Below are 20533 nucleotides of genomic sequence, written 5' to 3'. Positions count from 1 at the left end.
CCGTTCCAAATGGTAATGATTTCCCTCGATCATCGCGGCTGTCGGCACGCGATGCTCTTGTTGATGCGTCGCCTAAGGCGATCTCAGACCGACGCAGCGGTAATTTCGGACAAACTTTCTCCTTCGGACGGCAAAGACGCCTTTCCGTTCGCTCGCCCTGAATTTTGTCTCTCCTCCCTGTCCTCCCGTGTGTTAGGCGGCCTCCACCGCGCGTGCATGCTGTGCCAATAGCGACCTGAACCGGGAGGGTGCCATGCCCTTCTGATCCAGAAAACGCCGATTGAAGTTCGAGATATTGTTGAAGCCTGCCGCAAAGCAGATGTCGGTGATCGTCATCTCGGCCTTGCTCATGAGCAGATGGCAGGCGAAGTTGATACGCAGACGATTGACGTACTGAACCAGCGCCATGCCGGTGTGGCGGCGAAAGCTGCGCGAAAAGGCGCTCGGGCTCTGGCCGGTCAATTCGGCCAGATCACACTCGCTGAACGGCTCGGTGAGGTGCGCATTGATGTAAGCCAGCGCCTGATTGACGCCCGCCGACATGAAGCCGGAGGGATCCGGTTGATAACCCGCGCTGGCAAGCGTGCGCGTGCCTTCAGCGCGGCTCATGGCGTCGAGAATATTCATGAAGAGCTCGATGCGGCGGATGCCCGACGCCTCGACCAGCTCGCCGAGGATCGGACCGACGATGGCCGCCGTTTCAGGCGTGAAGAGCGCACCGCGGCGGCTTGTTTCCAGAATGCCGGCGCAAACCGACAACTCGGGGAAGACCTTGCTCGCATCGGCAAAGAAGGATTCGGAAAATTGCAGCACGCGGCAGCGCAACGGCAAGGTAACGCCGGTGGGCACGTCACTCACCCAATTGTGCGGCAGGTTCGGCCCTGTCAGCACCAGATTGCCCGGCTCGAACTCGCCTATGAAGTCGCCGATGAAATATTGACCCGTTGTCGCGACGACATGGTGGATTTCATATTCGGGATGGAAATGCCAGCGAACCGTGCGGTAGGGATAGCCGTGCTCCCACGCTTTGAAGGATTCTCCGCTGCCGATCGCGACCACTTCCAAATCGGGATTCATCGGCAAACCTCCTTTCGTCCGTCCGCGTTGCCACGGGTACGGCGCCTCCTCCCAGAGGCCATCGCGTCTTCTATGTGGTAAATCTACCTCTCATAAGCGCCTGCCGCTACTACGCCTTGTACGCCCAACCGATACTTTTTTGACATCAAGGGTGGCCCGTTTGGTCAAATGTGCAGTGCGGCATTGCCAGCCGCCTCGCGAGACCCGCATCAGCCCGAAAGCCGGATCAATCGAGATCGTCGCGAATACAGGCCTTCAACTGCCCCGGCGCAATCTCCCGCAATTGCGGAACCGTCGTCGCGCAGGCCTCGAGCGCGAAGGGACAGCGCGTGCGGAAGACGCAGCCACTCGGCGGATTTGCCGGGCTCGGAATATCCCCCTTCAGGATTTGCCGGTCGCGCCTACTGTCCGGGTCCGGTGAGGGAATGGCCGAGAGCAGCGCGCGGGTATAGGGGTGGCGTGGCCGGGCATACAGATCAGCGCTTGCAGCAATCTCCATGATCCGCCCGAGATAAAGCACAATGACGCGATCGCAGAGATATTCGACAACGGCAAGATCATGGGAGATGAACAGCATGGTAAGCGCGAGGCGCTGCTGGAGGCCGCGCAGCAGATTGATGACCTGCGCCTGAATGGAGACATCCAGTGCCGAGACGGGTTCGTCGGCGATCAGAAATTCCGGCCCGAGCGCAAGTGCGCGCGCAATACCGATCCGCTGGCGCTGCCCGCCTGAGAATTCATGGGCATAGCGATTGATCGCGTCCGCCGGCAAATCCACCTGTTCAAGCGCCGCCCGCGCGCGATCCAGCCGATCGATACGGCTGCCGATGCGCTGGATCTTCAGCCCCTCGGTCAGGATCTCGCCGATGGTCATGCGCGGCGATAGACTCGCGAAGGGATCCTGAAAAATATACTGCATGCGCGGCCGCATGCGCCTCAGATCGCCAACGCCGAGCCGGGTCACTTCCGTACCGTCGAAGCGGACGCTGCCCGCCGATGGCTCGATCAATCGCAGGATGGACCTGCCGATCGTCGTCTTGCCGCTGCCGGATTCTCCGACGAGACCTACCACTTCGCCTCTCCCGATGTCGAAGGAGATATCACGAAGGATGGAAAGCCTTGCACCGCGGGACACATAATCCTTGGCAAGATCACGAACGGAGACAAGCGCTTCGGTCATCTAAATCTCCCGCCAGCGGATGCAGCGGCTCGCATGGCTTGCGTCGACGGCATCGAGAGGCGGCACCGCCGCGCCGCAAGCCTGGATCGCGTTGGCGCAACGCGGCGCGAAAGCGCAGCCGGATGGCATTCGCGTCAGGCTCGGCACGACACCGGGAATAGCGTATAGCGGCTCGCCTGCCTGCCGCATCCGTGTTGCCTCGCCGAGCCGCGGCATGGAGGCCAAAAGGCCGCGCGTATAGGGATGCCTCGGATTGCGGAACACCGCTTCCGTCGGCCCTTCCTCGACGATCCGGCCAGCATACATGACGGCGACCCGATCGGCGATCTCTGCCACCACACCGAGGTTATGCGTGACGAAGAGGATCGCCATGCCGCGCTCACGCTGCAGCCGCTGGAGGAGATCGAGGATCTGCGCCTGTATCGTGACGTCGAGCGCCGTCGTCGGCTCGTCTGCGATCAGCAGCACAGGATCGCAGGCAAGCGCCATGGCAATGGTCGCGCGCTGCCGCATGCCGCCGGATAGTTCATGCGGATATTGCCTGACGCGGCGTTGCGCATCGGGAATTCCGACGCTTTCCAGCAGCGCGATCGCCTCACGCATCGCGGCGGCACGATCTGCCCGCCGATGAATGCGGATCGGCTCGGCAATCTGATCGCCGATTGTCAGCACCGGATTGAGGCTCGACATCGGCTCCTGGAATACCATGCCGATAGCGCCACCGCGGATCTCACGCATCCGCCAATCATCCAGCGTGGCGAGATCGCTGACGATGCCTTGCCTATCCCGCAACCGGATGCTGCCAGCTGCGATCTTCCCGACATTGCGCGTCAGAAGCCGCATCACGGAAAGGCTCGTCACCGACTTGCCCGAACCGGACTCGCCGACCAGCGCCAGCGTCTCGCCCGCGTCGATGGTCAGGTCGATATCTCTGACAGCAGTCAACTCGCCGCCGCGGGTGCGGAAGACGGTCCTGAGCCCCCTGATATCGAGAACGGGCTGGGCAGCCGGCGCTATCATACCTACCGCAGCCCCGTATTCTTCAAGATCGCATCGATCCTGGCCGTTTCCTCCGCATTCAGTGCCGCGCGCGGGCGGGGCATGATAGCGGTATCGATGATGCCGAGGCTTTTCATCGCTGCCTTGAAGGCGCCGATGCCAGCCGCACCGCCGCTGACGCGCCCCTGCGCGACCCCGACGATCTCGAACAGACGGCAAAGCCTTTCCTGCTCGCGCCGCGCCGCAGCCCAGTCGCCGCGCTGCGCGGCATCCCATAGCCGCACATAGCCATGCGGATCGACATTGGCGATGCCGGGCACCACGCCATGCGCGCCCATGAGAAGCGCATTGTCGACGACGATTTCGGAGCCCGTCATCAGGAAGATATCCTTGTGATCGGCAAGATCGAGCAGCGCATAGCGGAAATTGCCGTCGTCGCCGCTGGAATCCTTTAGCCCGATGATGGTCCCTTCCTTGGCGAGCGTCACCACGGTCTGGCGCTGCAGCTTCACATGCACGCAGACCGGGATGTCATAGGCGACGAGCGGTACATCGACGGCATCCCGAATATAGCGGAAATGGTCCAAGATCTCCGACTGGCTGGTTACCGTGTAAAAGGGAGCGGTGACGACGACGGCGTCGGCGCCGGCCGCCTTGGCGATTTTCGAATGGGCGATCACGCGGTCTGTCGTGGGGTCGATGACACCGACCAGCAGCGGCACCCGCCCGTTCACGACCTTGGCGGAATGCTCGATAATCTCCCGCCGTGTCTTTTCGTCGTGGAAGACGACTTCGCTGGTGGAGCCCAGCACGAAGACGCCGTGGCAGCCGCCATCGATCAGATGCTCCAGCACCCTCGTATAGGATGCGTAATCCACCGTGAAATCGTCGTTCAGCGGCGTTACAACGGGAGGCACCACGCCCTTGAATTTACTCATTGTCTCTTTCTTTCCTGGGTTCAATGAAGCTCGGCGCGCGGATCGAAGGCATCCCTCAGCCCGTCGCCGATGAAATTGATGGCAAGGACGGCAAGCACCAGAGCTGCGCCGGGAAACAGCCATTGCCACGGATATTGTTCGAGAACGGCAGTGGAGCGGGCCGCATTCAGCATATTGCCCCAGCTCGCCGCGGGCGGTGCAATGCCGAGCCCGAGAAAGGAAAGCCCGGCTTCCAAGAGGATCGCATTGGCGACCTGCGTCGTGGCGTAGACCACCAGAATATCGATGCAGTTCGGCATGCCGTGGCGCAATAGCAGATGCGGCAGCCCTGCCCCCATGCCGCGCGCAGCGGTGACGAAATCGCGTTCGCGCAGTTCCAGCAGCCTGGAACGCACCATGCGGGCCAGCAGCGGCCAGGACAGAAGCGATATGACTGCTATCGTCGGCAAGATACCCGTGCCGGTGATGGAGGCCAGCACCAGCAGGAAGATCACCGGCGGCAAGGTCATGACCAGATCGACGAAGCGCATGCTGAGCGCATCCGCCCAGCGGCCGGCAAAGGCAGACACGAAGCCGAACAGAAAACCGATAATCGCCGAAATGATTGTGGAACCTGCCGCGACCATCAGCGATATACGGCCGCCTTCGAGCACTCTGGCAAAGACATCGCGCCCGACGCCGTCCGTTCCGAACCAGTGCGTCGCATTGGGCGGCGCGTTCATGGCCAGGAGATCGATGTCGTTGGGCTGGAACCGCCACCAAAGCGGATAGGTGACGATCAGCAGCAGCAGCGGCACGGCAATGCAAACGCCGAAAAGGGCCGCACCATTCAGGCGGAAGCGATCGAATGCCCGGGCAAGCGGACCATGGCTTGGTCGTTCGGTTCGCGCCAGCATCGCTCAACCCACCTTGATACGGGGATCGATCACCGCGTAGGCGAGATCGGTCAGCAGGTTGACGATGATGACGCAGGCGCCGATGACGAGCGTCGCCCCCATGATGACGGGATAGTCGCGCGACGTGACCGCATCGACGAGAAGCAGCCCCATGCCCGGCCAGTTGAAGACACTTTCGACGAAGATCGCACCGCCGATGGCAAGACCTATGGTCGAGCCGATGACGGTTACGACAGGCAGGAGCGCATTGCGCAGGGCATGCTTGACGATCACCCAGAATTCGAACACGCCCTTGGCCCGCGCGGTGCGCACATAATCCTGATTGAGGACCTCCAGCAGCGAAGCGCGCATATAGCGCATGATGAGCGCGGCTTGCGCGATCGCCAGAAGCGAAGCCGGCAGGATAAGATGCCAAAACAGGTCGCCGATGGAAAAGTCCTCGCCGGGCGTCAGCATGCCGCCCGAGGGCAGCCAGCCGAGACGCACGGCAAAGATATAAAGACCAAGAAGCGCGCTCAGAAAGGCAGGGCTCGATATGCCGGCAAGCGCCAGCACGGAGAGCGAGATATCCGTGACCGAATTGCGCTTGACGGCACCGATGACGCCTGCGGCAATGCCGGCGACGATCGCCATGATCAGGGCCGAGCCCATCAGCAGCACCGTCGGACCGATGCGAGACAGAACCAGCGTCAAGACAGGCTGATCCAGCCGCTTGACCGAATAGCCGAGATTGCCTTGCAGCGCCTGCAGCAGCCAGCCGACATATTGCAGCGGCAGCGGCCGATCCAGCCCGAGGCGCTCACGCAAATCGGCCATCGCAGCGGGAGATAAAGGCGTGCTCGGGTCGATATAGGCATCGATCGGATCGCCAGGCGTCAACCGCAGCAACACAAAGACCAGCATGCTCAAGGCAACGAGCATGCCGATGCCGATTACAAGACGCCTGAGACCATAGTGAAGCATATCGAACCTGCGTTTCGAGGAAGGCGCCAGCCACAGAGCCTGCAGCCGGCTCAAAACCTAGTTTGAGAGCTTCCACGCTTCGGGATGCGCGATGTATGGCCCGCCGCCGGGCGCCGGCGTCCAGATGAAATCCTTCACCTTGGACGAAACCACGCCATAGCGGTTCGCCACCCACATGGTTGCCCAGGGCAGATCCTTGTTCATGACCTTGCAGACATCCTGGTAGCGCTGATCACGCTTGCCGGCGTCCGTTTCGGCAATCGCCGCATCGAGCGCCTTGGTCAGATCGGGCATGCGTGCGCGCACCACATTGGCGCCCGCCGGCGGGATCTGCTTTTCGTTGAGCCCGGTGTTGATGTTGCTTGGATCGGGTCCGTTCTGAAGGCCGGCATAGACGAGCTGGAATTGCGATACGTCGGCATTTGGGTTCAGCACGATTCCATTATAGGTCGGCGCATCGACGGCGCGCGGCACGACATTGATGCCGACCTGCGCCAGCATGGCCTGCACGGCCGCCAATACGTTCGTCGCAAGCGGCGTGTTGTAATAGGTCAGCAAGGTTATCGGCTTGCTGCCATTGATCTTGTCCCAGCCGGCCTCGTCGAGCAATTGTTTGGCCTTGGCCGGATCATAGGGATAGGCTTCGATGCCGCCCGGAACCAGCTGATTGGCGACATAAGCGCAATTGGCGGGCTTTGCCGCGCCGCCATAGAGACTTTTGATGATCGCATCGCGATTAATGGCGTACATGACGGCCTGCCGGACGCGAAGATCCTTCCACAGTGGCGAATCCTGGTTGAAACCAAGATAATTGACGACGAAGGAATCGCCCTCGATGATCTTGAAGGACTTGTCGTCCTTGAAGGTCGGCACATCGTTGGAATCGACATAGGTAAACTGAATCTCGCCTGCCCGCAGCGCCGAGATCGCCGCAGCCGGATTAGCGAAATAGCGGTTGATCAGCCGATCGAGAACGGGCTTGCCGCCGCGATAGTCGGGATTGGCGGCGAGTTCGACATATTGATCCTGCACATATTTGATGAATTTGAACGGCCCCGTCCCAATCGGCGAGGTCGACCACCAAGTGCTCTTCGCAAGCTGATCGACGGGCACGGCGGCAAGCGCATGCTCAGGCAGCACCATGATCTTGGCCAGCGTATCGAGCAGGCTCGCGGAGGGTGCGGAAAGTTTGATAACGAGGGTATGATCGTCAGGCGTCTCGACGGATGACAGGAGTTTAAAACGGGCGGCAAAGATCGAGCCGGTCTTGGCATTGGCCGCAAGATCGATGGTGAATTTGGCGTCCTTGGCCGTAAAAGGCTTGCCGTCATGCCACTTGGCATCGGCAAGCTTGAACGTATAGGTCAACTGATCCGGGCTCACCTCATAAGAGGACGCAAGCACACCGACGATCTTCTGCAGCTTTTCATCGTAGCTGACCAGCGGCTCAAAGTAGGTGCTGAGCCAGGTGAGACCGGCGGTTGCCGCCAGCGGATTGAAGTTGCCCTGGAAGCCGCCTGGGCCGACATCGAAGCCCCCGGACATGGTCGCGGCGGCGGCAGGTGCGGCCAGGCCACCCAAGACGGGCATCGCAGCGGCCGACAGCAAAGCTGCCAACGTCATTGCCGGCAGATGAAAAACTTTCCTCATGATGATCCTCCTCCCATGGTTGCGATCGCTACTTCTTCTTGTTGTTGGCGATCACCTGCGAAATTCCCTCGTAATGACGGTCGAGGCGCATGCGCACCTCCTTGAGATTTCTGGATTCCAGCGCATCGACGATTGCCTCATGGTCACGCCAGGTGGCCATGGGATCGACATCGTCCAGATCGAAGAAGCGTGACGCCTTGTAGAAGGCGAGCCAGAAGACATCGATCAGCCGAACGAAGGTCTCGTTGCCCTGGCAGCGAAACAGCAGGCGATGAAAGAGCTGATCGTCTTCGGCAAAAGGTTCGCCGCGTTCGGCGTGAGCGCGCATACGGTCGGTAGTGGCACGCAGTTCCGCCAGATCCTCCGGCCCGATCATGTCGAGCGTCTTGCCGATCAGGCCCACTTCGAGGGTGCGGCGGATTTCCAGCACTTCCTCCATGTGCCGCAGCGCATCGCCGAGCCCGTAGGCGAGATTGTCGAGCAGCGGCGCGAAGGAGAATGCCTTGACGAATATGCCGATGCCACGGCGCGTCTCCAATACACCGAGAGATTCCAGTGCCTTGATGCCTTCGCGCAGAGAATTGCGGCTGACACCCAATTGCGCCGCGAGCTCCCCCTCCGCGGGCAGCATCGTGCCCGCCTCGAGACCGTTATCGGCAATATAGCTGCGCAAACTCTCCTGCACGGAGACATGCAGCAACGGTGCGCGCGTCAAAGGCTGAATGACTTTTCCCACCATGACACCCAAGCTCCTCGGGACATGGCGCGCAAGTTATTGACTTGTAGGATATCCGTCAAGAGGATAGGCAGATCTCGGATGATCCTCTCATAGCCACCGGATCGGCCAGCCTTTGCTTCGCCCTTCGGCAGCAGATATCAATTTGTGACGCGAGGCGCATCCGTCGGCGGCAGGCGCGCGAGCTTGCCTTCCTCGGCCTTGTAGAAGTATTGGCTCGCCACCAGCCATCCCTTCAACGGTCGCAATGGCGGAATGCAAGTCGCCAGCATGAAGGGGCCAGTCACCAGGAACTGCACCCACACCGGCGCCGAGAACGCCACCTCCAGCCAGACACCGAGAAGGACGCTCGGGATGCAGGCAAAGCAGATGACAAAGAAAGCCGGCCCATCGGCGGGATCCGCGAAGGAATAGTCGAGACCACACGCTTCGCATTGCTTGCGAAGGGTCAAGAATCCATCGAACAAACGCCCCTGCCCGCAACGCGGGCAACGACAACGAAGGCCGGCCTGCAGTGGGCTCAGCGGGGGATAATCGGCATCCATGACAGCATCACTCCTGAATCAATTTTCCAAGGCAAAGCAATCAATAATTAGATTGCATGCATTCATTGTAAATATAATGAATGCATTCTCTACGTCCATTCGGCAGAATGACGCAGTGGCAATTTCGGAAAATGAAGAGAATAGACGCGGTAAGGAGCCTGCGCCGCTCCCTTCAATAGCGATATCGCGCCAGAAGGCTAGAAGAAGGAGGCGGCCAATTCCGGCGGTCCCTGTAGCGCATGCGCCATGAAACTTAAGGCACCCTTCAAGGCCTCGCGGCCTATTGGGCCACCGAGACAAACGCGCACGGCCTCAGGTGCCACGCCGTCTACCGTGAATGCGTCGCTTGCGACAACGCCGATACCCGCATTGCGCATATGGCTGCCGAAGGTGGCACGCGTCCAGCCGTTACCGAGCGGCAGCCAGATGTTAAAGCTGATGGGGTCAGCCCGATAGCTGCCTGATGGCAATATGTCAGCAACCATCTCCTGGCGGGCGGCGGCCTCCGTGCGAATGAAACGCAGAATACCATCGGCAGTGCCGTCTTCGATCCAGCGCGTCGCAAGCGCCATGTTCAGCGGCGACGCCATGACATTGTTGCTTCGCATCGCACTCACGAAGGGCCATATCGACCGGGTATCCGGCGCCACGACGAAGGCCAGACGCAATCCCGCACCGATGCACTTCGCCAATCCACCGACATGCCAGGTCAGATCCGGGGCGATTGCAGCCATTGGCGCTGGCGCACCCAGCGGAATGAAGCCATAGGCATCGTCCTCGATGATCGGGACACGATATTTGCGGGCAATCGCGGCAATCGCTTCGCGCCGCGCCTGCGGAATCGTCAGCGTCGTCGGATTTTGCAGTGTCGGGTTGAGGTAAAGCGCCTTCGGTCGCAGGCGCTCGCAGCTTTCTTCAAAAGCTTCCGGCAACACACCTTCGTCATCCATCGCCAGGCCCGAGAGATTGAGCCGGAGCTGCGCCGCAATCGAACGCATGCCGGGATAGGTGATATTTTCCGAAAGAACGGTTTCGCCTGGCTTGGCCAAGAGGCCAAAGATCGCCAGCAAGGCTGGGTGCGCGCCGGGTGTTATGAAGATGCGCTCCTGTGTCGGGGTAAGGCCCCGGCGGCTGAGCCAGATTGCGGCGGCCTCCTTGTCCACAGCCAGTCCGCCAAATCCCTGATACCGCAGCAAGGGAATAAGATCGACCGCTACGGCCGACATGCCCTCCCGCATGCGGGCCAGAAGATCGGGATCGCTCGGTTCCGGCGGGAGATTCATCGAAAAGTCGATCGCGGAGGCACGACGCGGATCGGAATCGGCGTCGAGAGCAAAACTTCGGCGCTCCCTCTCCTGCCTGCCGGTTACGAACGTCCCGCGTCCGACATGGGAATCCACAAGCCCACGCTTCTGCGCCTCGACATAGCCGCGCGCAACGGTCGTAAAATCGATGCTGAGACGCTTGGCAAGCGCACGTTGCGGCGGCAACCTGTCCCCGGCGGCAAGAACGCCGCTGCGCAAATCCATCTCGATCAACTCGGCTATGGCAATGTAGCGGGGGCTGGAGGAGCGGCTGAGATCGGGATGCCAGTCTTTCATTTCATGCTCCGCACGAGACCGGACCTGAGCTGAAACTCCGGCCGGCATTGATGGCATATCATTGCATACAATTCCCGCTATGTGGAGCTATCCAGCCCGTTTTTCATCTCTAAGAAAACCAAATATCCCAATATTTTGGAGCCATGAATGCCTTGAACCAGCCGATGCTCCCGTAATTGACGGCATGATAAAGCTGTTTGACCAACTCGGCAGTCATAAATCCCGGAACCTATATTCCGGTTATCGCCATTCGCTCTTGCGAGCGCGGCACGCCGGTTTTGGTCCGGCGTGCCGATCATATGGCAAAGTTCCATCAAGGATGGGACGCTCGCTCATTTTCCTGAGTGAACGCGGCTTTCGCTTTCGCTTGATCATCCACGATTTCGTACCACATGGCGTTGAGGACAGCGAATGCTGCGGCGAGAGGGAAGCCGAGAAGCCAGGCAAAGTACCACATGCGAAATCTCCTTTCAGATCAGTAGGCGTGGCCGCCCTTGTCGTTGACCGTCGCCTCGTCAACCTTGCCCCACAGCACGCGATAGACCCATGCGGTGTAGGCAAGCACGATCGGCAGAAAGATGACGGCGACGACGAGCATGATGAAGAGCGTCAGATGACTGGACGAAGCGTCCCAGACCGTGAGGCTGGAGCGCGGATCAAGCGAGGACGGCAAGATGAAGGGAAACATCGACAGTCCGACCGTCGAGATGATGCCGAAGATGGCAAGCTTGCTGAACAGCAGCACGGTCACTTCACGCCGCCCGAGCATGGCAAGCAAGGCAGCCGCCGCGCCCAGGAATCCGAGAACCGGCGCGATCGTCATCCATGGATGGCTGCCATAATTGGCAAACCATGCGCCCGCGCTGTGTTCGACCGTCTTCAGAAGCGGATTGGACGGGCCTTCGACATCGATTGCGCTGGCGATGCGATAGCCGTCTATGCCGATCCAAAGGAACAGGCCGCCGAGCGCGAAGAGCACGATCACGACCAGAGCCGCCACCATGCCGAAGCGACGCGCGCGTTCGGCGACAACTCCATCTGTCTTCACGAGAAGCCAGGCGGCTCCGTGCATGACAAGCATGGCAACCGACAGCAGACCACAGAGGAGTGCATATGGATTCAGAAGCGCGAAGAAGGAGCCTTCGTAGAAGATGCGCATATCGCCGTCGAACCGGAACGGCACGCCCTGGAGCACGTTACCGACCGCCACGCCGAAGATCAGCGATGGAACGAAACCGCCAACGAACAAGGCCCAGTCCCAACCCGCCTTCCAGCCGGCGCCATTGCGCTTCGAGCGGTATTTGAACGCAACCGGCCGCAGGATCAGCGCCAACAGGATGGCGAACATGGCGAGATAGAAGCCGGAGAAGGACACGGCGTAAAGCGGCGGCCAGGCGGCGAAGATGGCGCCGCCGCCGAGGATCAGCCAGACCTGATTTCCCTCCCAGGTCGCGCCGATCGAATTGATGGCGATGCGCCGCTCCGTATCCGTCTTTGCGACGAAGGGAAGGAGCGTGCCGACGCCGAGGTCGAAGCCGTCGGTGACGGCAAAACCGATCAAAAGCACGCCGAGAAGCAGCCACCAGATGATGCGCAGGGTCTCATAATCGATCAATTCATGCAGGATCATGGCAGGTCACTCCGCAGCGGTAACGAGGTTTTCGGAAATCAGCTTGGCCTCCGGCTCGTCGTCCGCTTCGGGGCCATTGCGGATCGCCTTGATCATCAGCGTCATCTCGATGACGATGAGGACGGTGTAGAGCGCGGCAAAGCCGAGGATGGTGAGAAGCACCGTGCCGGCGCCAAGATTGGAGACGGCCGCAGCCGTTGGCAGCACGCCTTCGATGATCCATGGCTGACGGCCGAATTCCGCAACGACCCAGCCAAGTTCGATGGCGACCCAGGGCAGCGGAATGGCGAAGACCGCGATCCTCAGCAACAGCGGATAGCGATCCAGTTTCCGCCGAGCCGAGAGCCAGAAGAAGACCGTCGTCAGCAGGATGAAGAACATCCCAAGGCCGACCATGATGCGGAATGACCAGAAGAGCGTCGGCACATTCGGAATGGTGTCGCGGGCAGCTTGCGCGATCTGCTCTTCCGTCGCCTGGCGGGGATCGTCGACATAGCGCTTGAGCAGCAGTGCATAACCGAGCTCGTGGCCGATATCCTCGAAGGAGGTGCGCGCAGTGGCAACATCCTGCGGGACTTCGCCGGGCGTTGCCGGCTTGGCTGCGCGGATCTTCATCAGCGCGTCATAAGCCTTGATACCCTCGCGAATATGGTCCTTGGCCTGTTCCTCGAGCTTGTCGATGCCAGGGATTTCCGTCGTCAGCGACCGCGTCCCGATCAGGCCCATGGCCCAGGGAATGTGAATGGCATAATGGGTCTCGCGGGCCTCCTGATCCGGGAAGCCGAAGGCGGTGAAGGCGGCCGGCGCCGGTTCGGTCTCCCACATGGCTTCGATTGCCGCGAGCTTCATCTTCTGATGTTCGGTCGTCAGATAGCCGCTTTCATCGCCAAGCACGACGACCGAAAGCGCCGAAGCCAGGCCGAAGGATGCGGCAACCGTCATCGAACGCTTCGCAAGCTCGACGCTGCGGCCCTTCAGGAGATACCAGGCCGAGACACCAAGCACGAAGACCGAGGCGCAGACATAGCCGGCCGAGACGGTGTGAACGAACTTCGCCTGCGCCACCGGATTGAAGACGACATCGAAGAAACTGACGATCTCCATGCGCATGGTCTGCGGGTTGAGCGCCGAGCCTGCCGGGTTCTGCATCCAGCCATTGGCAATCAGGATCCACAGCGCCGAGAAGTTCGATCCCAGCGCCACCGCCCAGGTGGCGACCAGGTGGCCAACCTTCGACAGCTTGTCCCAGCCAAAAAAGAACAGACCGACGAAAGTCGCCTCCAGGAAGAAGGCCATCAACCCTTCGATCGCCAGCGGCGCGCCGAAAATATCGCCGACATAATAGCTGTAGTAGCTCCAGTTCATGCCGAACTGGAATTCCATCACGATGCCGGTTGCAACGCCGAGCACGAAGTTGATGCCGAAGAGCGTCCCCCAGAACTTCGTCATTTGCCGCCAGATCTGGCGGCCGGTCATGACATAGGTCGTCTCCATGATGGCAAGCAGCACGGAAAGGCCGAGCGTCAGCGGCACGAACAGAAAGTGATACAGCGCCGTCATGGCAAACTGCAGGCGCGACAGCGCCACGATATCGAGTTCCATAGTCTTTCTCCCACCCCCTACGGTGTGTCTGACAGGAATGCGACGCCATTCGACGCGTCGCGGGCATGTTGATTGCCCCTCAATCCGGCCGCAGCCGATCGAGAAGCATTTCGAATTCCGGTGTGCCGGCCACAGCCATGGCGACGATGCGGCCGTCGTCCAGAGCGACGATCCGGTCGGCGATCTCGGCTTCACGGCGAATATGCGTGGCGATCATCAGTGAACGGCCGCGGCTGCGGTCGGCGATGCGGTGCATGACATCACGTCCGGTTTCGCGGTCCAGGCCTTCCGTCGGCTCATCGAGAAGCCAGAGCGGCGTATCGCGCAACAGGAGCCTTGCGAGCGCCAGCCGGCGAAGCTGGCCGCCGGAGAGGCCGCTGCCGCCTTCGCCGAGGCGAGTGGAAAGGCCATGAGGGAGTGCGTCGATGTCGTCGAGCAAGCCAGCCGTTGCGAGAGCATCGCGCAGCCGGTCGTCATCCGCGTGAGGCGCTGCCAGCTTCAGGTTGTCTCGCACCGTGTCTCGGAATACGTCGCTGCGCTGCGTTAGCGTCGCAGCAGCTTGACGAGCCACCGTGCCGCTCGTCGCGGCGATCTCGCCTGCCAGCAGGGCCAGCAGTGTCGACTTGCCGACGCCGCTTTCACCCACGACCGCCAGCCGCTCGCCGACCGGCAGCGACAGAGACAGATCGTTCAGGACCGGGCGGAGAGCTCCCTCATGTCCGGCGCCGGCGGCGCCGAGCTGAAAGGCGTAGCCGGCAACCGGTTCAACCCGCGGCATGGAAGCGGCGGCCGAACTCAATCGAGGTGCAATGCGCCTTGCAGCCAGCAGGGTTCGTCCGAGTTCGAGCGCCCCTCGTCTAAGAGCCGCAAAAGGTTCCGTGGCAGCAAAGGCGATGAGCAGCGCGAAGGCTGCGGCAGGCGCACCAATCGCGCCCTGCTTGGCAAAGAAGGCAACCACAAGCAGCGTCATCGTCAACAGGAATGTCGAGCCAAGTGAAAAGCCGGCTGCGACGCCACTGTCGATCCTATTCAAGGCGCTGTCAGCCTTCGCCAATCGCTGATCCGCTTCGACGATCGCCGCCTGTTGTGCCTGCAGCTGTCCAGCCATTGCCAGATCGGTCTGACCGGCGACAAGATCGACAACCCGGGCACGCAACGCTTCCATCGCGTGGGCGCGGCGACGCCCTGGCTTCAGCGCCAGACGCGCCGCGACAATAGAAAGACCAAGACAGAGCGCGGCAAGCCAAAGGCCCGCCATGGCGCCGAACGATGGATCGATGAAACAGAGCGCTATCGTTACCGCAATAGCGGCAAGAATGGCGACAACGGCCGGCACAAGCATGCGTAGATAGAGGGAATCGAGCGCATCGACATCATTCGTCAGGCGGAACAGCAGCTTTGCCGGCCGGCGGATCATGACCGCGGCCGCGGAAGGCTCCGCCCAGCCGCGAAACAACCTCTCGCGCAAGGCGGCAAGAACCCTGAGGGTCGCATCATGCGTGACAAGCCGCTCGCCATATCGGGCAGCCGTCCGGCCGATGGCGAGCAGGCGTATGCCGGCCGACGGCATAAACACGTCGAAAACCGCGGCACTCGCGACCGTCATCCCGGCAAAGGCCGAGGCGGTGATGAACCAGCCGGACAACCCCAGCAACCCACCGCCGGCAAGCATGGCCAGTACGGACAAGCCGGCGCCGAGAGCGAGGCGCACGCCACGCTCGACCCAGAACAGCTTGACCAACGGCAGGAGGATCTTGAGGGACGTCCTCATGCCGTTACCCTTCGTACCCGCTCATCGAGCCGGACGATGCGATCCATTCGCGCGGCAAGCACGGGATCGTGCGTGGCGACGATCAGGATACGGCTCTTGGCGAGCGCGAGCAGGGTATCCGTGACTGTGGCCGCAGTCCGCGCGTCAAGATGGGCGGTCGGCTCGTCCGCCAGGATGATATCGGCTCGCTCATCAACTATCATCCGCGCAAGCATCAGCCTCAGCGCCTCGCCGCCGGAAAGACCGAGCCCTCCCTCGCCGACCGCAGCTATCCGCTCCGAGGTAAAGACCCGATCGAGAGCCGCACTTTCCAGAGCCGAAGCAACGGCGGAAGCATCGATACCACCGCGCCCCACGGCAATATTACGCATGACGCTGCCCGCAAAGATATGAGGCGATTGCCCGATCCACGCCATTCGATGCCGCAATGCATCCGCGGTATCGTCACGTAGCGGGATGCCGCCGATCCTGATGATGCCGCCCTCGTGTCGCGCAAGGCCAGCAATCAGCGACAGAAGTGCGGTCTTGCCCGAGCCGCTGGCACCCCAGAGCGCCACATGCTCCCCGGCCCCGATGGAGAGATCGAAATGATCGATTGCCGCGTCTCGTCCCGGCGTATGGCGGAAGACCAGCGCTTCGATCTCGACGGAGGCTTGGCTTGTCGGCGTGGACGATTGCAATTCGGCGCCGCCGAGAATGGTTTGGCGCGATGGTGCCAGCTCTTTCAATGCCGAAAGTGCTGCCTCGCCAGTGGCGCGATCGTGCCAAACGGCTGAGAGCTCCCGCAACGGCTCGAAGAAAGCAGGCGCGAGCAGCAGAATGAAGAGGCCCTGTGTCAATGTGAGACGCCCATCCCAGATCCCGATTTCAATCGAGCCCAAGAGGCTGAAGCCGACATAAACGGCCGTCGCAGCAACACCGAGCGCGGCGAAGAATTCGAGCACCGCCGAAGACAGAAATGCGATCCTCAACACAGCCATGGTACGCAGCCGCAACGAGTCCGCATCGGCGCGCAGGCGCCCGGCCGTGAGGTCGACGGCATCGAGCGCGCGAATGGTCGCGAGGCCGCGAAGACGATCGAGCAGGAAGGCATTGATGCCGCCGGTTTCGGCGAGCTGCCTCTCGCTGGCGACCTTGGCGCGCCAGCCGATCAACGCCATGAAAATCGGAATGAGCGGCGCGCAAAGCGTGAGGATCAGCGCCGCCAGCCAGGAAATCGGCAGGATACAGAGGAGCATGACCAGCGGCACAAGGCTCGCTCTCATGCGGGCCGGACGGAAGCGCGCGAGATAAGGAACGACCGCTTCCGCCTGCTCACCCAGCACACTTGCCGCCAAACCGGAGGCCGGCCTGCCGCTGTCGAGGGGGGAACATGCCGCAAGAGCTGCAGTTGCGGCCGCACGCTGCGCGCTCAGTTCCCGGCGCGCAGCGACAAATGCGAGGCGCCCGCCCGCCGCATCCAGGAATGCCCGCAGGACGCCGATACCCGCAACTACGGCGGCCGGAACCGCGACCTCGCCGACACCGCCACCATCGCTGATCGCACCGACACCTACAGCAAGCATCGCCGCCTGACCGATCCATCCGAGAGAAGACAGGCAGAGCAGCGCCGATGCAAGGCGGAGGCCAGGACACTTTGCGGCCATCGGCTCTCTCGCCGCCTTGTCGTTAATCGAACTCTGCGACGCAGGGTTCGCAACCTTGCGTCTTTCCAACATTCCATCGGTGGCGGAGGAGGCTGTCACGTGAGCCCGTCCTTTCCAGTCAGTGTCATCAAGGAGGGTTCGCGGACCAATAAAGATCGAATGAACTGCATTGCAGACCATCAATCTTTCGTCGAACCCAGAACGCACTTGCCGCAATCGACGATATCGGAGGCCCAATATGACCGGCTTTCTGCCTCTTGTCAGCGACAAGAATAGCAGCACCCGTCTCGCCGATGGGTTGATCTCATAGCAAGCTGTTCGCGACATGGTTCTAAGGCAGTTTGTGCACTGCGCAAAAGCGTGCAGGATGTCGCAGGGCTTCGCCACAGCCATGTCAGATTGACGCAGAAGCCCATGATATTTCTAGGTTGTAGCGATAGTAGCACTCCATCGTCAGGCGGCTAAACTGTTTGCACCGCGCCAATTTTCCCGATTCTGACGTCTATTTCGGGAAGCGCGAATCCACGGCCGCTCGCTATGCGATCGGAGATGAAAACCGCGACCATTTGACCTCTATTGCGCTAAACTTCACGCCAGGCTGGCGAATCACCCGATCGAAAAGACCGCGCCGACTCCGAGATGAGCAGTCATCGGCCGAAGGCCCGCAGATATGTATGGTTTGCATCATGCTGGCAACGAGACTTGACGGATGCTGTCATTATCGATGTGCTGGGTACGCGTTTGCTTGTCCGGGCAAGTTTAACCGGAAAGATTGCAAGCGAGACCGAAGAACTGCTTCGGGCCGAGACGTTTTGGGAGAATGGAATGTATGACAAGATCATTTGCGCAATTGGGCTGGGCTCGCGCGAGCGCGCCGAACGCCTGTTGCGGACGTCTCAAGCACTTTTATCCCCAGGCGGCGAATTGACCGTCGCGCATGTTATCGAGCGTTTTCCCTCCGGAAGCGAAAGCCCGGACGATTGGGCTGTTTCGGTGATCACGGAGGCTGAGGAAAAGCTCGATGCTCTGTGCAGGCGTCTCGGCATCACCGCCTCCGTCGACGTACGCATGGGCACGGCATCGAAGACGCTGCTGACCGTCGCCAAGGAGAAGAAGGCCGACCTGATCATTCTTGCAACGCATACCTCCGATATTATCGATCGCATATTCGGTTCAACTGTCGAATATGTCATCCGCCATGCGGAATGTTCCGTCCTTGTCGAGCGAGCTGACAAATCACATGACGATATAGCAAGGAAGGCATAGCGCTCTCTCAGAGCAGTCCGTCATGCCGGATTCTATCGAAATTGGCGTGGTTACGGTTTGCGCAGCCCGGCAGGGATGCTACATAGCCGCTCCGACCTCAAATCCAAGACGAGCTGAATGACCGAATCCGCCATAACCTGGAGCATCGCCGGCCTGACGGCCCTCGGTGTTGTCACACGCCCATTCCGATGGCCGGAAGCGATCTGGGCGGTGCTCGGCGCAGCACTTCTCGTTACACTGCGGCTCATCGGCCCAAGCGATGTATGGACAGGCATTTCCAAAGGGTTTGATGTCTATCTCTTCCTGATCGGCATGATGCTGTTGTCGGAGCTCGCACGGCGCGAAGGGCTCTTCGATTGGGTGGCGGCGATCGCCACTTCGCATGCCAAGGGCTCTCCCCGCCGGCTGTTCGTGCTCGTCTATGTCGTCGGCGTGGTCGTGACGGTATTCCTGTCGAATGACGCAACCGCCGTTGTGCTTACGCCGGCCGTTTACGCAGCCTGCCGTGCGGCGCGGGTGAAGGACCCCATGCCATATCTGCTGGTCTGCGCCTTCATCGCCAATGCCGCGAGCTTCGTGCTGCCGATCTCCAATCCGGCCAATCTGGTCATCTTCGCCGGCGGCGAGATGCCACCCCTGTCGCGCTGGATGCAGACTTTCCTGCTGCCATCAATCATCTCGATCATCGTCACCTTCGCCTGTCTCTATTGGACGCAGCGACATGCATTGGCGGAAGACACGATCGCCCGCGATGTCGGACAACCCGCCCTTTCCCACAGCGCCAAGCTGGCAGGATGGGGTCTCGTGGTCACCGCCCTCATTCTGATCGCGGCGTCGGCGATGAATTTCGATCTCGGCATCCCGACATTTGTCGCGGGCCTGCTTACGACCGTCATCGTTCTCGCCCTCACCCGGCAAAATCCGCTGGAAACGGTTCGTGGCATAAGCTGGAGCGTGATACCTCTGGTTGCGGGCCTTTTCGTGATCGTCGAGGCAGTTAATCACACGGGCCTCACCGCTCTTCTCTCTGAAAAGCTGGCACTTCTGGCGGCTCAGTCGCAGACACAGGCGGTCGGGGCTGCCGGGCTTTCCGTTGCCATCGTCTCCAACCTGGTCAACAATCTGCCGGCCGGTCTTTTCGCCGGCAGCGCCGTGCAGGCCGCCCATGTTCCTGATTCCATTGCCGGCGCGGTGCTGATCGGCGTCGATCTCGGGCCCAACCTCTCCGTCACCGGGTCGCTCGCCACCATTCTCTGGCTTGCCGCTCTTCGCCGCGAAGGGCTCCACATGGGAGCACTGGCTTTCCTGAGGATCGGCGCTCTCGTGATGTTTCCGGCTTTGATCCTCTCGCTTGCGGCCCTCGCACTGATCTGACCGCGAACAACATCGGGTTTATAGACGACCGGTCGATTATTTGTTACGGACCGCTCATGATGACGAAGAAGAAATCAGAGCTGACTCGGAGCCATATTCTCGCAATCGGGCGGGAACTGGTGCTGCGCAAGGGTTTCGGAGGCGTAGGCCTGAAGGAGTTGCTCGAACAGAGCGCCGTGCCGAAAGGCTCGTTCTATTATTATTTCGCATCCAAGGAGGCCTTCGGCTGCGCCCTGCTGAAGCAATATTGCTCCGATTATGCCGAACGGCTCGACGCGCTCTTCGGCTGGAAGGGCAATGGCCGCCAGCGCCTGATGCATTATTGGGATGCATGGCTTTCCGATGGCAATACAGCCAGCCTCGCCGATCGGTGCCTGGTGGTAAAGCTTGCTGCCGAAATCTCCGATCTTTCAGACAGTATGCGCGTGATCCTGCTCGGCGGTGTCGAGGATCTCATTCGCCGCCTCACCAAAACAATCACCGAGGGGCGCGAGGACGGTTCGATTTCACCATCCTGCATCCCGGAAAAGACGGCTCGTTCGCTCTATAGCCTTTGGCTCGGGGCAGCGATCCTGGCCAAGCTCGGAAAAGACAGGACACCGCTCGACCAGGCCATGCTTGCCACCGAACAAGCCCTTTCGGCCCCCGGCAGCCTTTGA

Annotated in this window: 18 protein-coding genes; 3 read left to right on the top strand and 15 right to left on the bottom strand. The window is 60.9% G+C overall.

Annotated features, from left to right (window positions below; translation table 11 throughout):
* Positions 1–192: 192 nt before the first annotated feature.
* The 15 genes from I8E17_RS22720 to cydD form a co-directional block, all read right to left on the bottom strand.
* Positions 193–1077, bottom strand: coding sequence for an AraC family transcriptional regulator (locus I8E17_RS22720; protein ID WP_069615460.1), 885 nt, complete (start codon positions 1075–1077; stop codon positions 193–195).
* A 226-nt stretch (positions 1078–1303) separates the two neighbouring features.
* Entirely contained in the window at positions 1304–2257 is a 954-nt protein-coding gene (locus I8E17_RS22715) for an ABC transporter ATP-binding protein (protein ID WP_069615459.1), read from the bottom strand.
* Positions 2258–3274, bottom strand: a complete 1017-nt coding sequence (locus tag I8E17_RS22710) for an ABC transporter ATP-binding protein (protein WP_112724458.1) — start codon at positions 3272–3274, stop codon at positions 2258–2260. It abuts the gene before it with no gap.
* Between the two features lie 5 nt (positions 3275–3279).
* The gene (locus I8E17_RS22705) at positions 3280–4194 is read right to left on the bottom strand and encodes a dihydrodipicolinate synthase family protein (RefSeq protein ID WP_069615457.1); all 915 of its coding nucleotides are present in this window, start codon (positions 4192–4194) and stop codon (positions 3280–3282) included.
* Between the two features lie 20 nt (positions 4195–4214).
* Positions 4215–5090, bottom strand: a complete 876-nt coding sequence (locus I8E17_RS22700; RefSeq protein WP_069615456.1) for an ABC transporter permease — start codon at positions 5088–5090, stop codon at positions 4215–4217.
* Positions 5091–5093: 3 nt separating this feature from the next.
* Positions 5094–6053, bottom strand: a complete 960-nt coding sequence (locus I8E17_RS22695) for an ABC transporter permease (RefSeq protein WP_069615682.1) — start codon at positions 6051–6053, stop codon at positions 5094–5096.
* A gap of 57 nt (positions 6054–6110) precedes the next feature.
* Complete coding sequence (locus I8E17_RS22690) at positions 6111–7676, bottom strand: ABC transporter substrate-binding protein (protein WP_229002188.1); 1566 nt, start codon at positions 7674–7676, stop codon at positions 6111–6113.
* A gap of 55 nt (positions 7677–7731) precedes the next feature.
* Entirely contained in the window at positions 7732–8442 is a 711-nt protein-coding gene (locus I8E17_RS22685) for a FadR/GntR family transcriptional regulator (protein WP_069615454.1), read from the bottom strand.
* Between the two features lie 137 nt (positions 8443–8579).
* Complete coding sequence (locus I8E17_RS22680) at positions 8580–8984, bottom strand: DUF983 domain-containing protein (protein ID WP_069615453.1); 405 nt, start codon at positions 8982–8984, stop codon at positions 8580–8582.
* A gap of 197 nt (positions 8985–9181) precedes the next feature.
* A complete protein-coding gene (locus tag I8E17_RS22675) occupies positions 9182–10585 on the bottom strand; it encodes a PLP-dependent aminotransferase family protein (protein WP_069615452.1) in 1404 nt (467 codons plus the stop codon).
* 313 nt (positions 10586–10898) lie between these two features.
* On the bottom strand, positions 10899–11042 hold the full coding sequence (gene cydX, locus I8E17_RS22670) for a cytochrome bd-I oxidase subunit CydX (protein WP_219511606.1): 144 nt from the start codon (positions 11040–11042) through the stop codon (positions 10899–10901).
* A gap of 18 nt (positions 11043–11060) precedes the next feature.
* Positions 11061–12215: a cytochrome d ubiquinol oxidase subunit II gene (gene cydB, locus I8E17_RS22665; protein ID WP_069615719.1), complete on the bottom strand. Its 1155-nt coding sequence runs from the start codon at positions 12213–12215 to the stop codon at positions 11061–11063.
* A 6-nt stretch (positions 12216–12221) separates the two neighbouring features.
* Positions 12222–13817: a cytochrome ubiquinol oxidase subunit I gene (locus tag I8E17_RS22660; RefSeq protein WP_112759676.1), complete on the bottom strand. Its 1596-nt coding sequence runs from the start codon at positions 13815–13817 to the stop codon at positions 12222–12224.
* 79 nt (positions 13818–13896) lie between these two features.
* Positions 13897–15588: a thiol reductant ABC exporter subunit CydC gene (gene cydC / locus I8E17_RS22655; protein ID WP_219511608.1), complete on the bottom strand. Its 1692-nt coding sequence runs from the start codon at positions 15586–15588 to the stop codon at positions 13897–13899.
* Positions 15585–17234 (bottom strand): thiol reductant ABC exporter subunit CydD, encoded by a 1650-nt coding sequence (gene cydD, locus I8E17_RS22650; RefSeq protein ID WP_229002186.1) that lies wholly within the window; start codon positions 17232–17234, stop codon positions 15585–15587. Before cydD ends, cydC begins: the two co-directional genes overlap by 4 nt.
* An 825-nt stretch (positions 17235–18059) precedes the next feature.
* Between cydD and I8E17_RS22645 the strand changes: the two genes are divergently transcribed.
* The 3 genes from I8E17_RS22645 (at position 18060) to I8E17_RS22635 (ending at position 20533) form a co-directional block, all read left to right on the top strand.
* A complete protein-coding gene (locus I8E17_RS22645; RefSeq protein ID WP_069614731.1) occupies positions 18060–18500 on the top strand; it encodes a universal stress protein in 441 nt (146 codons plus the stop codon).
* Positions 18501–18617: 117 nt separating this feature from the next.
* Positions 18618–19874: an arsenic transporter gene (locus I8E17_RS22640; protein ID WP_069614453.1), complete on the top strand. Its 1257-nt coding sequence runs from the start codon at positions 18618–18620 to the stop codon at positions 19872–19874.
* 56 nt (positions 19875–19930) lie between these two features.
* On the top strand, positions 19931–20533 hold the full coding sequence (locus I8E17_RS22635) for a TetR/AcrR family transcriptional regulator (RefSeq protein WP_069614454.1): 603 nt from the start codon (positions 19931–19933) through the stop codon (positions 20531–20533).

The organism is Rhizobium sp. AB2/73, from assembly GCF_020871915.1.
In the GTDB taxonomy this organism is placed as follows: Bacteria; Pseudomonadota; Alphaproteobacteria; order Rhizobiales; family Rhizobiaceae; genus Rhizobium; species Rhizobium dioscoreae.
Note: the sequence above shows the minus strand (reverse complement) of the source record. Positions and strands in the feature narration are given on the sequence as shown.